The following is a 12,654-nucleotide window of genomic DNA, read 5'->3' on the forward strand; positions in this document are numbered from 1 at the left end:
ATAAACTCTAAATTTTTCTTTTAACACGATATACATACGCTAATACCTCAGCTACAGCTTTGAAAAATTCATCTGGAATATGTTGTCCAATCTCAACCTGATCGTACATGGCACGAGCTAAGGGTCGATTTTCCACCATCACCACATCATTTTCTTTTGCAATTAATTTGATTTTCTGAGCAATGAAATCTGTGCCTTTTGCAACTACTTTCGGCGCATCCATTTTCTCATCATCATATTTTAAGGCAATTGCGTAGTGAGTTGGGTTTGTAATAACCACGTCTGCTTGTGGTACTTCTTGCATCATTCGACGCATGGCCATTTCACGTTGACGTTGTTTAATTTTAGATTTGATGAGGGGGTCCCCCTCTGAATTTTTATATTCATCCTTAATATCCTGCTTGGACATTTTTAGGTTTTTTTCATAATCAAATTTTTGATAGAAATAATCGAGTACAGCTATTAACAACAACACAATAGATGCTGCAATACCCATTAAAACAGTAAGCTTTGAAACTGTTACAAGAGAATCCCATGGAGTTTTGAATGATAAGCTCAATACATCATCAATATTCATCCATAAAATCGCCGTTGTAACTGCTCCAATTAATGAGATTTTCAAAATCGATTTAATTAATTCGATTACTGATCTGAGTGAAAAAATCCTCTTCATTCCTTTAATTGGATCTAGTTTTTTTAAATCGAACTTTAATGGTTCGGTTGTGAACAATAGACCAAATTGAAGAAAGTTCCCTACGATTGCTGCAATTACTGCAATAGCCATAATTGGTAATACGACTACGGCCGCTTTAGTTATTACCTCTTTATAAACTTTTACCACAAGCTCGATTGACAAAGAATCAACAAGCATATATTTTGAAAAGGTTTGATTAAAAAAGGACATAACGCCATCTCTCATTGAGGTCGCTGCGATTAACAGAAATAAAAACACTGATAACATGACGAGCGCACTTGTTACATCCTGACTTTTTAATACTTGACCTTTTTTACGAGAATCTTGACGTTTCTTAGGTGTCGCTTTTTCTGTTTTCTCACCAGCAAAGAATTGCAAATCTAACTCAAGCAATTGCATACTATCCACCACCTATAAGAACCATAAAGTCTCTCATACTAATAAACATAAAATTAAATAGTTTCTGCATAACTGCAACCATTACACCCATCATGACGATTAATACGATGAAACTAACGCCGATTTTAATAGGAAACCCTACGACAAAAATATTTAGTTGTGGTACAGTCCGAGCAGTAATACCTAGAGCAATATCTACCAAGAACAGTGTTGCGACAATTGGCACTGACATTTGAAAGGCGATTCCAAAAAGCGTACCGAAAGTTTTCAGAACAAACTGTGGTAAGTCGCTGGATCCAAACGCAGGCCACACACTATCCATTGGAATATATTTATAGCTATAAAATATCCCATCTAAAATTAAATGGTGACCATTAGTCCCTAATAATACTAAAAGAGCTAGTGTATTAAAAAATTGGCCTAATAAAGGACTTTGTGCTCCAGTTTGTGGATCAATAACGTTTGCAATTGCAAACCCCATCTGGAAATCAATAAATCCACCTGCTATTTGTATAGCAGACATAATTATATAAGCAATAAGACCTATAGATAGACCAACAACAGCTTCTTTCATCATTAATAATATGTATTCTCCATTAACATCAAAAGGTTTTACATCTATCGTATAATACATCATCCATGACAATACAACAGCAAGCGTAATTTTTACTTTAGCAGGAATCGTTTTATATGAGAAAAATGGTACTGTCATAAAGAATGCCGAAATTCGTATAAGAATAAGAAGAAAGATGGTTAAGTTCGGAACTAATTCATTCATTCTCTCACCCTATAAAACGGCCTAAATTTTCAAATATATCTTTAGTGTATGAAGTCACTTGAGTAAGCATCCAGGGACCGAAAAAGATAATAGCAACAAGTACTGCAATAATTTTTGGTACAAAAGCTAGTGTTTGCTCTTGAATTTGTGTTGTTGCTTGAAAAATACTAACTAAAAGACCCGTTACTAATGCAACAAGTAATAATGGACCTGATGCAAGTAATATAACTTTAATTGCTTCTTCTGCAACTTTAATGACTACTTCTGCTGTCATAATTCCCCATCCCCTAAAAGCTTTCTAATAGTGATTTCACCACAAGATACCAACCATCTACTAATACAAACAACAGTATTTTGAATGGTAGTGAAATCATTACCGGCGGTAGCATCATCATACCCATAGACATAAGTACACTGGCCACAATCATGTCTATTACCAAGAAAGGAATGAATATCATAAAGCCCATCTGGAATGCTGTTTTTAACTCACTAATCGCATATGCAGGAACCATCGTTGTAAGTGGGATATCATCTATCGTTTTAGGACGTTCCTTTGCTCCAGAATACTTTAAAAATAAATCTAAATCCTTTTGTCTAGTGTTTTTACTCATAAACTCTTTGAACGGCTTACTCGCCTTTGAGTATGCTTCATCCAATGTGATTTTCTCATCGAATAAAGGTTGTAATGCATCTTTATTTACTTCTTGGAATGTAGGCGCCATGATGAAAAACGTTAAAAACAGGGCTAACCCTACAAGGACTTGGTTTGGTGGCATTTGTTGTGTTGCCAATGCTGTTCGTACAAAAGATAATACGATGACTATTCTTGTAAAGCATGTCATCAAAATTAATATACTTGGTGCTAAAGATAATACTGTAAGCAACAACATCAATTTGACAGCTGAAGATACATTTGTTGGATCGCTAGTGGAGAAGTAATTGACAAAATCACTCATTCATTTTCCCTCTCCTTCTGCTTCCATTCCTCTAATTCTTTGCGACGATTTTGTTGAATCTCCGACAATCGTTTTTGAAACTCTTCCTTAAATTCTTCGCCCGACGAATCTCCCTCTTTTTCAGAGTGACGACTTTTAAACTTTGAAAAAAGCTCCGAAACATATGGAACTTGTGCTGAAAGTTCTTGTTTGTCATTGTATAAACTTAACAAGTGCTCTTTTTCTGTGTTGTCCTTTACTTCTTTTAAGATATGTACGTCATCACCTACACCCACTAAATAAAGTGAATTTCCAACTTTTAAAAGTTGCACTGATTTTTGCTGTCCAAGAGATATGCCACCAAGATTTTGCATTAACTGATTTTGTTGATATTTGTTGTTGCGTCTATTTACAAATTTAAGAACACCATAAAGTAAGGCGATGACAAAAATAAGCGATAATACCATTCTAATGTAATCCCCTGCGGACAAGCCAACAGCTGTCGATTGATCCTTGCTCTCGACAGCTGGTGTTGAATCATCTTTGCATGCATCAGGATTTTTTATGCATTCATATGCAGAACTATTAGACTCCGCATAGACAACAATTGATTGTTGAATAGGTTGAATTGTTATAACGGTAAAAAGCGATACACACAACATCAGTTTTAATAATGTTTTATAAAGCATTATACTAACCTAACGCTTTTTGGATTGCTTCTATTACTCTATCAGCTTGGAATGGTTTTACAATGAAATCTTTTGCCCCAGCCTGAATTGCATCTATAACCATTGCTTGTTGCCCCATAGCTGAACACATAATAATAATGGCACTAGGATCTTTTTGTTTAATAGCTTTTAGTGCTGCAATACCATCCATTTCTGGCATTGTAATATCCATTGTAACTAAGTCAGGGTTTAACTCATTATATTTTTCAACAGCTTGCGCACCATCACCAGCTTCACCAACTACTTCAAACCCATTTTTAGTTAAAATATCTTTGATCATCATTCGCATGAATGCTGCATCGTCCACAATTAATATACGTTTTGACATGATTAACTCCTCCAATTATTACTATCTTAAATTATTAAGTCGATCCGCTTTACTTAAGATATCTGTAATACGTACACCAAAGTTTTCATCGATTACAACTACCTCACCTTTGGCAATTAATCGGCTATTTACAAGAATATCTACTGGTTCACCAGCTAATTTATCCAACTCGATAATCGAACCACTTGCTAGTTCTAAAATTTCTTTAACAGAGCGCTTTGTACGACCTAATTCAACAGTAACTTGCAACGGTATGTCAAGTAACATATTTAAGTTTCTGGCTTCTGATTGTTTTAAATTTGTATTTTCGAAGCTAGCAAATTGAGCTTGTTGAACATTTAAAGGTTGCTGTGGTGCTCGTTGTTGCATCGTAGCATATGGCTGTTCATATACCGGTTGAGTTGGTTGTTGCATAGTTGACATTAAATCCTGTACAGGTAACTGTGTTGCTGTTTCAGCTTGAGCAACTGGTTGTTGAACTGGACTTTCTTGTTGCACTTCTGCTGTAACCGCTACTTCTTCTTGCTCAGGATTCATCAATTGTTGCACTAAAGATTTACTAAATTCTAAAGGTAACAATTGCATAATATTTGAATCTATTAAATTACCTATCTTTAATCGGAATGATACTTTAACAAGTAATTCTTCTGATGGGATATTTTCTGTACCTTGATCTTGTGAAAAATTCATTAAATCGATTGTTGGTGGTGAAATATCCACTTTCTTATTAAAGATAGTTGACATGGATGTTGCAGCAGACCCCATCATTTGATTCATTGCTTCTTGTACAGCACTTAAATGGATTTCTCCAAGATCATCTGCTGGAGCTACTCCATCTCCACCTAACATTAAATCAGCAATAATAGCTGCATCAGACTGTTTGATAACAAGTAGGTTCATTCCCATTAAGCCTATTGTGTATTCAACTTGGATGGCTACATAGGGATGTGGAAATTCTTCTTCCAACTTATCACGGTTGATCATACTAATTGTAGGTGTAGTAATTTCAACTTTTTGACCTAGTAATGAAGATAAAGCTGTTGCTGAACTACCGAAAGAGATATTGCCAATTTCTCCAAGTGCATCTTGAGACATTGGATCTAAATAATCTTCCACATTATAATCTGTCTGAGAAGACGGTTCATTATTTTTATCGATAGACTCGCCTCTTAATAAGGCTTCAATTTCTTCTTGTGATAACATATCATCACTCATCATCGTCTCCTCCTTTCAAAGACTCTATTACTTGAATAGCCATTCTATTTTTCAACTTACCTGGTTGAACGGTAAATTTAGGAATTCCCCCAACCTTTAAAGGAAGAGGTTGGTCAATTTTCTGATTTAGTTGAATCACATCACCGTATTGCAGTAATAAGAAATCTTCAATGCTAATATCAGAATTGCCTAGTTCAGCTACAACTTCCAAATCAGATTGCTTAACTCTTTTTTCGATAATCGCTGTTTGTTCTGGAGAAACTTCTTTTTTATTTGATTGCATCCAGTATCGAACAGATAAGTTTGGAACGATTGGTTCTAAAACAACATGTGGAATACAAATATTGATCATACCACTTGTTTCACCAATGATAGAGTTAAATGAAATAACAACAACTGTTTCATTTGGTGATATCATTTGTAAGAATTGCGGATTTACTTCTAATTCTGTTAAAACTGGATCAATATCCGCAATATTCGCCCAGGCTTCTCTCAAATTATCAAAAGAACGCTCAAATAGGTTTGTCATAATTTTCGTTTCAATTTCTGTAAGATTATCAACGTTACTATGACTTGACCCTGTCCCCCCCATCAAACGATCTAACATTGAATAAGCAATATTAGGGTTGATTTCCATTAAAATATTACCATCTAAAGGGGGAACTTCAAACACATTTATCAAAGTCATATTCGGAATTGATCGGATAAACTCTTCAAATGGTATTTGATCGACTGATGCGACAGTAATTTGCACGTAAGTTCTAAGCTGTGCTGAGAAAAACGTTGTTAGCAAGCGTGCAAAGTTTTCGTGAATTCGCGTTAAACTACGAATCTGATCTTTCGAGAAGCGGAGGGCACGTTTGAAGTCATAGACCTTTACCTTTTTTGACTCCTCTTCTTTTTTTATGTCATCTGCCGTCATTTCCCCTGTTGATAACGCTGATAAAAGCGCATCAATTTCGGATTGGGATAACACATCTCCTGCCATTTGCCCACCTCCATGTACAATTCAACTAATGATTACTGAATAATGAGAGAAGTAATATATACTTGTTGAACTTCTCCATCTTGCATTAGTTCATTAATCTTCATTTTTAACGTATTTTCAAGCATTTCTTTACCTTTTTTTCCTTCCAAGTCTGCTCTTGACATTTCAGATAATTCTCCAATTAAAATACTCTTCACTTGGAAATCACGTTTTGTCAATTCTGCAGCTGCATCTTTACTAGATGTTTGAATTTTAAGTGCAATTTTAACATAATTATCATCAGCTATATTGGTTGTTATTTCTTCCATATCAACCGACTCTGCGACGATATCATCAATATTTTGTACTGAAGATGCTGTTCCCTTATTTAATTGAGTCATAACAACAAATGCAACAACTCCAATAAGCGTAATTGACACTAAAATAATCAACATAATCGATAATAGCTTATTATTCTTCATCTTTGTCACCTCTTAAGTACGGGTTTGATAGGAGTTGCACACTACGATAAAATTCAATCATTCTTTTTTGAACCTCATCCCTAGTTTCTAATACAACATATTTTCGCCCGGTCGTTAACGTGATTGTCGTATCAGGAAACTCCTCGACCGATTCTATGTATAAAGCATTTAATGAGAACGGTTTTTTACTTAGTTTCGTTAGAGCAATCATAGGATGTAAGGGCCGGGTGTACAAGAGCCGGCCCAGCCCCCCTCCTTTACCTTAAATTTAAATGCAGATCAATTATCGTTTAAGATTTACCAATTCTTGCAAAATCTCATCAGAAGTTGTGATAATACGTGAGTTTGCTTGGAAACCACGTTGGGCTACTATCATTTCAGTGAATTCTTCAGATAAGTCAACATTGGACATTTCTAGGAAGCCGGATTCAATAGAACCTCGACCCTCTTCTTTTGCATTTCCTGTAACTGCTTCACCAGAGTTATTAGATGGTTGAAAGTAATTTCCGCCTACTTTTGTTAAACCTCCAGGATTCGCAAAGCGAGCAATTTGAATTTTCCCTACTTCTGTAGGAGTAGTACTACCAGGTAGCATAACTGTAACTGTACCATCTTGACCGATTGTTAACTCTGTTGGACCTTGATCCATAGGTACAGCAATTTGACCACCATCTCCTACAACGTTCTTTCCATCAGCAGTTACTAATATTCCGGTACTATCTAAATAAAAGTTACCTGCACGAGTATAGTAGTTGTTTGTTCCATCCGATACCACAAAATAACCGTCGCCTTGTATTGCACAATCCAGTCCTCGGTTTGTTGTTTGCATAGAACCTCCTTCATGAATTGTATCAATTGCAGCAATTTGTGAACCAAGTCCAACTTGTTTTGGATTTGTTCCGCCTTGAGTACCATTAGGCGCTGTGGCACCTTGTGTTGTTTGAGAAATTAAATCTTTAAAGACTACGCGACCTTTTTTGAAACCAGAAGTGTTAACGTTTGCAATATTGTTACCAATAACATCTAACTTTGTTTGGAAATTGCGTAGACCACTAATTCCAGAATACATAGAACGTAACATAAAATAATTTTTCTCCCTTCAGATTAAAGTGTACTACCTCAGTCATTCGGTAATACGAAGGCACCCTCAAAAGGTCCTGCCTTATCCCAGCACAATTGTGCCATCAATGTTGGTAAATAATTGATCTTGAGCTTCATGTCGATCCATTGCTGTAATAACTGTAGCATTTTTTGCACTTACAATAAGAGCTGCGTTGCTTGTTAAAACGAGTGAATCATTGACACCTTTAGATTTTGCTTCAAATACTTTGTTTGTAATGCGTTCCCACTGATAATCATCAATATGAATATTGCGCTCTTGGAGTCTATTAGATGCATGTTTGCTCACTTTTAACTGTTTTGTCGTTTTTTCAGCTAATAACTCACTAAATGATTGCTTTTCTAGTTGTTTTACATTTACTGTTTTTTGTTTAATTCCTGATTGTATAGGATATTGATGCTGAATATATTTAATTGTCGGCATATATTAATCCTCCATTATTCAGATATAGAGGATAATTGATCTGCTTGAATTTCTTTATCATTTGATAACACTAAAACAATGTTGCCGTCAGAAGTTTTTTTAACAGATTTCACAGTAGCTTTTATTTCTTCATTTTCTTCTGTGTATGATACGTTTTTCCCTATTAACATACTAGCTTCCACAAGTGAATTAGCTGGATTTTTTTCTGATGTTCCACTTAATACTTCAGAAATATTAGCTGGTGTTAGTTTTTTTCCATCTTCAAGTGTGATAATAACACTATCACCGGTATATGAAATCTTACTTACAACACCACTTCCTGAATTTACAATAGGATTTCCTTCTTCATCTTTTTCAGATGTTAATTCATGCCAGTTAACAGTTTTTCCGATAAAATTGTTATATTGCATAAGCTGTGATTGCTTCGAAATCTCAGATAAAGTATCAACCGATTTCGCTACATTTTGCATTTGTTCTAGGGATGAAAATTGAGCCATTTGAGCAATGAATTCTTTATCATCCATAGGACTAGTAGGATCTTGGTTTTGCAATTGTGTAACAAGTAATTTTAAAAAAGCATCTTTATCTAATGAACTATTGCCTGTCTCTCTGGTACTGTTTTTTTTATTAGATAAATAGTAATCTGATTTTACAGTTTTATCTGTTACTGCATTATTTATTCCAGTTGTATCTGCCATTCTCTAAACCTCCAATTCCATTAAGAAATCATTAAAGTTTGACTTCTCTTCTTCTTCATCTTTTTGCTGTTTTTGCTGATCATCTGAGCGCTGTCTAAAATCATTCTGGAACTGCTGCTGTTGTCCTTTTTCATGACGATTTGTTTCATTTAATGCTTGAGCAACATCAATTCGATCTAATTGTATATTTTGGTTTACTAATCCTTGTTTCAACTGTTGTAGTTGGCTTTCAAGCATTTGTTTACCAATATTCGTCGATGCTAAAAATCGTGCCGTCATTATTCCGTCTTTTTGTACAAGCTCTACACGAATAGACCCTAAATTTTCTGGATAAAGCTTAATTAATAACTTTGTTCCAGCTGCATTGCTCGAAAATTGACTACGATTCATAATCGCTTGAAATTCTTTCACGAATGCTTCTGCTTGAGCTGCTTTAGTTGTCGGTAGTGTTAATGAAACAGTTGTTGTTGCAGCTTTAGAAGTTGTTTGGATTGTGCTAACACTTTCGTTTGCTGTAGTATCAGCTAATTTAATATTTAGTTGTTGAATATCATTTGATTTTGTCAGTTGCGTCTCACTTTTTGCTACTGCAGTTTGTTCTACTTCTGATGCAAGCGTGGATAACAATTCCTTTACTTGAAATGATTGATATTCTTGTTTCACCATTAGATCTGTTTTAGGAGCTACTAGTTCTACTACTTTCAAAAACTGCAAAACTTGCGAAGCTTGCGATTTAGAAATTTTAGAGCTTGAATCATCTTTAATAGATGACATCAGATTTTGGATGAAAGTAAATTGATTTTGATCAATTCCTGCAAGCATATCCCAAACATCTTCTGCTTTGGCCTGATTTCCTGTTAACTGATGTAATGCTTTTTGTAAATCTTCCTTATTAATCCCTAAAGCTTGAAGGATATTATCTAGTGACAATCCTCCCGAAAAATCTTGTTGTTCTAGTTTAAAACCTAATGTAGCACCAAGTTCTTTTAACGATGATGCATTAATAATGGATAATAGGTCATCAATAGATATCGTTTGTTCTCCTTTTGAATCATCTACAAGTTTAGATACAGTCCCAAGAAGTCCTTCTAAACCTTTTGATAAATCAAGTTTGAATCCACTTGTTGTAGCCTTTGTTTCTTTACTTTCCGGAATTTCTTTACCTTCTGGAATTTCTTTACTTCCTTGAGTTTCTTTACTTTCTGGAGTTTCTTGTACTACTCCTGTTGCTTGTGATCCTTGAGACTCTTTTGTATCTGATCTCACTGATTGATTTGTGGCTATCTCTTTTCTCGAAAAATCACTTTTTCTTGCTTCGGCTTGATTCTTTGTGGAAACTGAAGAATTTGCCTTCGTTAACACTTCTGCAAATCCTTTGCTATTTGATGAAGATTTAGAATTATGTACTTCTGGTTTTACTGTTTTGGAAACTTTCAGCAATTCAATATTCACTATTTCACCTCCTTTCAACGTACAATTAATTAGTTGCCTTTAGATAGCAATTCTGTATAATGTGCAGCTTTATTAGGTGGCATTTTTTCTAGAATTGCTGCTAGAGTATCTGGTTTTAATTTTGAAAGAATTTTCAATGCCTCTGAATCCTTCATGTTTATAATAGCTGGTGCAGCAGCTTTTGGCGTCATTTTTTCATAAGTTGTAACAAGATCACTAAATTGCGCTTGAGTCACGTTATTCCCTTTTTCAATTTTTTTGATCTGTAATTCTAAACGATGTTTTTCAATTGCCATTTTAGACTTAGCACTTTTCGAATCTTCAACTTCTCCATGCAATTTGGCGATTTCTGCATCCTTTTCTTGAACTTGTGCTTTCAAATCTGCAATTTGTTTTTCGTTATTAGAGTTGAATTTTGTTGCATCTTTCGCTTTTTCATCCGATGAAGAAGTTCCGGTTATTTCTTTGGCTTTTTCAAAAACATTTGTACCTGTAACCTCTGCCGCTATCAGGAGAACAGCAGATACGAAGAGAAATGGGATAATACCCCAAAAGAATAACTTCTGAATGATGCTAGGTTTCTTTTCCTCTTCTACTTCTTCGACTTGTGACCTTTGCTTATTTACTTTTTTTCTAGGCTTTGTTGCCATGTTCTCACCTGATTTCATTGTTGTAATAAGCGATGGAAGAAAGTTCATCTAATTGAATCATTTCAAGACGATCTTGTTCTTTTTGATAGGTTTGATAATCCTTTTCTTTCATCTTTTCATATTTTCGACATTCTAATGATTTTTCTAGCAATTTATCTTTATGCCATTCCATTTTAGAGCGAGCACGGATAACTTTTTGTTGAGTATCGTCTATTGATTTTTCAACACTATCTAAAAATCTTGAATAGTGATGGATTTCATCAATCGTTGCCCCATTTGCTAATTTCTTTTCTTGAAAAACGATTAAATCTTCCTTTTTTCTCAAGAGATCGTATAACTTTGTAGCTACATCCTCAAATGACTTACTAGCATCTTTATATGCGATTTCAGTTTGATCTTTTTCTTGTTGTTTCACGGTTATCACTTTATCAAAGCGATATTTATAAACTTGCATTTACCGACCACCGCCATTCGATAATTTCACTAATTCAGCAACACTATCTTCCATACTTACTTTATCCATATAGCCTTGTTTTAGAAATGATGTAATCAATGGCTCGTAAAATATGGCTTCATCTATTTCTTTTGATGTACCTTTTTTATAGGCACCGATATTAATCAAATCCTCTGATTTATCATAGGTGTAATAAAGTTCTCTAAGAAGCTCTGCCGCTTTTACATGTTCGGGCGTTGCAATATGATTCATTAATCGACTAACACTCTTCAAAACATTGATTGCAGGATATTGGCCTTTGTTGGCTAACGTTCTATCTAAGACAATATGTCCGTCAAGTATACCTCGTACAGTATCTGCGATTGGTTCATTCATATCATCACCATCTACTAGTACTGTATAGAATGCTGTAATAGACCCTTTTTCATTTGTACCTGTACGTTCTAGCAGCTTTGGCAGTATCCCGAAAACTGAAGGTGTATATCCTTTTTGAGCAGGTGGTTCACCAGTTGCAAGTCCAATTTCTCGCTGTGCCATCGCAACACGTGTAACAGAATCCATCATGAGCATGACATTTAACCCTTTATTACGGAAATATTCAGCAATAGCGGTTGCTGTGAATGCACCTTTTATCCGCATTAATGCTGGCTGATCAGATGTTGCAGCAACTACGATTGATCTTTTTAAACCTTCTGGACCTAAGTCACGTTCGATGAACTCTCTAACTTCTCGTCCACGTTCACCAACCAGTGCTATAACATTTAAGTCAGCAACAGTATTTCGAGCAATCATTCCAAGTAGAGTTGATTTCCCGACACCTGAACCAGCAAAGATACCAACACGTTGGCCCATCCCTACTGTCAACATACCGTCAATTGCTTTAACACCAACCTCTAGTGTTTCGTCTATTGGTGGTCTAGTTAAAGGATTAGGAGGATCTTCTTCTGTTTGTACTGTCGCCAAACCTTTTGGCAAGTTACTCCCATCAATCGGTAAACCCATTGAATTTAAAACTTTCCCAATAAGTTCTGGCCCTACCTTAACTTCTAAAGGGGTTCCAGTTCCTTCAACTAAACAGCCAATTGAAATTTCACGGAGAGATGTATATGGCATTAACACTACGATTTCATCTTTAAATCCTACTACTTCAGCGAGAATTTCTTGGTGACCATGTTTGACAGTATTTACGTGGATTTTACATACATCCCCAATTGAGCTATCTGGTCCTTGTGATTCAATCATTAAGCCGACAACTTTTGTAACTCTGCCAAACTTTTTGAAAGTTTGTATGGATGATATATGCTCTAATAAATCTGCCGCTTTCATCATAC

Annotated in this window: 17 protein-coding genes; all 17 read right to left on the reverse strand. The window is 35.3% G+C overall.

Features of this window, described 5'->3' with window-relative positions:
• Positions 1 to 7: 7 nt before the first annotated feature.
• Positions 8 to 1,093: a flagellar biosynthesis protein FlhB gene (flhB, locus tag ACIQ4I_RS06105; RefSeq protein ID WP_403094034.1), complete on the reverse strand. Its 1,086-nt coding sequence runs from the start codon at positions 1,091 to 1,093 to the stop codon at positions 8 to 10.
• Position 1,094: 1 nt separating this feature from the next.
• Positions 1,095 to 1,871, reverse strand: coding sequence for a flagellar biosynthetic protein FliR (fliR, locus tag ACIQ4I_RS06110; protein WP_403094036.1), 777 nt, complete (start codon positions 1,869 to 1,871; stop codon positions 1,095 to 1,097).
• Between the two features lie 4 nt (positions 1,872 to 1,875).
• Positions 1,876 to 2,145 carry a flagellar biosynthesis protein FliQ gene (gene fliQ / locus ACIQ4I_RS06115; protein ID WP_397537525.1) on the reverse strand — a complete coding sequence of 90 codons (270 nt, stop codon included), beginning with the start codon at positions 2,143 to 2,145 and terminating at the stop codon, positions 1,876 to 1,878.
• A gap of 13 nt (positions 2,146 to 2,158) precedes the next feature.
• Positions 2,159 to 2,827, reverse strand: a complete 669-nt coding sequence (gene fliP / locus ACIQ4I_RS06120; RefSeq protein ID WP_403094038.1) for a flagellar type III secretion system pore protein FliP — start codon at positions 2,825 to 2,827, stop codon at positions 2,159 to 2,161.
• Positions 2,824 to 3,495 carry a flagellar biosynthetic protein FliO gene (locus ACIQ4I_RS06125; protein WP_403094039.1) on the reverse strand — a complete coding sequence of 224 codons (672 nt, stop codon included), beginning with the start codon at positions 3,493 to 3,495 and terminating at the stop codon, positions 2,824 to 2,826. Before ACIQ4I_RS06125 ends, fliP begins: the two co-directional genes overlap by 4 nt.
• Positions 3,496 to 3,499: 4 nt before the next feature.
• Positions 3,500 to 3,862 (reverse strand): response regulator, encoded by a 363-nt coding sequence (locus ACIQ4I_RS06130; protein ID WP_403094041.1) that lies wholly within the window; start codon positions 3,860 to 3,862, stop codon positions 3,500 to 3,502.
• Between the two features lie 21 nt (positions 3,863 to 3,883).
• On the reverse strand, positions 3,884 to 5,077 hold the full coding sequence (fliY, locus tag ACIQ4I_RS06135; RefSeq protein WP_403094044.1) for a flagellar motor switch phosphatase FliY: 1,194 nt from the start codon (positions 5,075 to 5,077) through the stop codon (positions 3,884 to 3,886).
• Positions 5,070 to 6,065 (reverse strand): flagellar motor switch protein FliM, encoded by a 996-nt coding sequence (fliM, locus tag ACIQ4I_RS06140; RefSeq protein WP_403094046.1) that lies wholly within the window; start codon positions 6,063 to 6,065, stop codon positions 5,070 to 5,072. Before fliM ends, fliY begins: the two co-directional genes overlap by 8 nt.
• Positions 6,066 to 6,097: 32 nt before the next feature.
• A complete protein-coding gene (gene fliL / locus ACIQ4I_RS06145; RefSeq protein ID WP_403094048.1) occupies positions 6,098 to 6,526 on the reverse strand; it encodes a flagellar basal body-associated protein FliL in 429 nt (142 codons plus the stop codon).
• A complete protein-coding gene (locus tag ACIQ4I_RS06150; protein WP_403095086.1) occupies positions 6,516 to 6,737 on the reverse strand; it encodes a flagellar FlbD family protein in 222 nt (73 codons plus the stop codon). Before ACIQ4I_RS06150 ends, fliL begins: the two co-directional genes overlap by 11 nt.
• A gap of 72 nt (positions 6,738 to 6,809) precedes the next feature.
• Positions 6,810 to 7,607 (reverse strand): flagellar basal body rod protein FlgG, encoded by a 798-nt coding sequence (flgG, locus tag ACIQ4I_RS06155; protein WP_403094051.1) that lies wholly within the window; start codon positions 7,605 to 7,607, stop codon positions 6,810 to 6,812.
• An 81-nt stretch (positions 7,608 to 7,688) separates the two neighbouring features.
• Entirely contained in the window at positions 7,689 to 8,069 is a 381-nt protein-coding gene (locus tag ACIQ4I_RS06160; RefSeq protein WP_403094054.1) for a TIGR02530 family flagellar biosynthesis protein, read from the reverse strand.
• A gap of 14 nt (positions 8,070 to 8,083) precedes the next feature.
• A complete protein-coding gene (flgD, locus tag ACIQ4I_RS06165) occupies positions 8,084 to 8,767 on the reverse strand; it encodes a flagellar hook assembly protein FlgD (RefSeq protein WP_403094057.1) in 684 nt (227 codons plus the stop codon).
• Between the two features lie 3 nt (positions 8,768 to 8,770).
• Positions 8,771 to 10,219 carry a flagellar hook-length control protein FliK gene (locus ACIQ4I_RS06170; protein WP_403094060.1) on the reverse strand — a complete coding sequence of 483 codons (1,449 nt, stop codon included), beginning with the start codon at positions 10,217 to 10,219 and terminating at the stop codon, positions 8,771 to 8,773.
• Between the two features lie 29 nt (positions 10,220 to 10,248).
• Positions 10,249 to 10,869, reverse strand: coding sequence for a MotE family protein (locus ACIQ4I_RS06175; RefSeq protein ID WP_403094063.1), 621 nt, complete (start codon positions 10,867 to 10,869; stop codon positions 10,249 to 10,251).
• A 4-nt stretch (positions 10,870 to 10,873) separates the two neighbouring features.
• Positions 10,874 to 11,323 (reverse strand): flagellar export protein FliJ, encoded by a 450-nt coding sequence (gene fliJ / locus ACIQ4I_RS06180; RefSeq protein ID WP_397537512.1) that lies wholly within the window; start codon positions 11,321 to 11,323, stop codon positions 10,874 to 10,876.
• On the reverse strand, positions 11,324 to 12,649 hold the full coding sequence (gene fliI, locus ACIQ4I_RS06185) for a flagellar protein export ATPase FliI (RefSeq protein ID WP_403095089.1): 1,326 nt from the start codon (positions 12,647 to 12,649) through the stop codon (positions 11,324 to 11,326).
• Positions 12,650 to 12,654 lie beyond the last annotated feature (5 nt).

Source organism: Rummeliibacillus sp. NPDC094406 (assembly GCF_044763875.1).
Classification (GTDB): domain Bacteria; phylum Bacillota; class Bacilli; order Bacillales_A; family Planococcaceae; genus Rummeliibacillus.

Excerpts from the sequence above, each read along its gene's own strand:
- fliL (WP_403094048.1), bottom strand. The coding sequence starts at position 6,526 with ATGAAGAATAATAAGCTATTATCGATTATGTTGATTATTTTAGTGTCA.
- ACIQ4I_RS06175 (WP_403094063.1), bottom strand. The coding sequence starts at position 10,869 with ATGGCAACAAAGCCTAGAAAAAAAGTAAATAAGCAAAGGTCACAAGTC.
- flhB (WP_403094034.1), bottom strand. The coding sequence starts at position 1,093 with ATGCAATTGCTTGAGTTAGATTTGCAATTCTTTGCTGGTGAGAAAACA.
- ACIQ4I_RS06125 (WP_403094039.1), bottom strand. The coding sequence starts at position 3,495 with ATGCTTTATAAAACATTATTAAAACTGATGTTGTGTGTATCGCTTTTT.
- ACIQ4I_RS06130 (WP_403094041.1), bottom strand. The coding sequence starts at position 3,862 with ATGTCAAAACGTATATTAATTGTGGACGATGCAGCATTCATGCGAATG.
- fliY (WP_403094044.1), bottom strand. The coding sequence starts at position 5,077 with ATGAGTGATGATATGTTATCACAAGAAGAAATTGAAGCCTTATTAAGA.
- ACIQ4I_RS06160 (WP_403094054.1), bottom strand. The coding sequence starts at position 8,069 with ATGCCGACAATTAAATATATTCAGCATCAATATCCTATACAATCAGGA.
- flgG (WP_403094051.1), bottom strand. The coding sequence starts at position 7,607 with ATGTTACGTTCTATGTATTCTGGAATTAGTGGTCTACGCAATTTCCAA.
- fliM (WP_403094046.1), bottom strand. The coding sequence starts at position 6,065 with ATGGCAGGAGATGTGTTATCCCAATCCGAAATTGATGCGCTTTTATCA.
- fliI (WP_403095089.1), bottom strand. The coding sequence starts at position 12,649 with ATGAAAGCGGCAGATTTATTAGAGCATATATCATCCATACAAACTTTC.
- ACIQ4I_RS06150 (WP_403095086.1), bottom strand. The coding sequence starts at position 6,737 with ATGATTGCTCTAACGAAACTAAGTAAAAAACCGTTCTCATTAAATGCT.
- fliR (WP_403094036.1), bottom strand. The coding sequence starts at position 1,871 with ATGAATGAATTAGTTCCGAACTTAACCATCTTTCTTCTTATTCTTATA.
- fliQ (WP_397537525.1), bottom strand. The coding sequence starts at position 2,145 with ATGACAGCAGAAGTAGTCATTAAAGTTGCAGAAGAAGCAATTAAAGTT.
- flgD (WP_403094057.1), bottom strand. The coding sequence starts at position 8,767 with ATGGCAGATACAACTGGAATAAATAATGCAGTAACAGATAAAACTGTA.
- fliJ (WP_397537512.1), bottom strand. The coding sequence starts at position 11,323 with ATGCAAGTTTATAAATATCGCTTTGATAAAGTGATAACCGTGAAACAA.
- fliP (WP_403094038.1), bottom strand. The coding sequence starts at position 2,827 with ATGAGTGATTTTGTCAATTACTTCTCCACTAGCGATCCAACAAATGTA.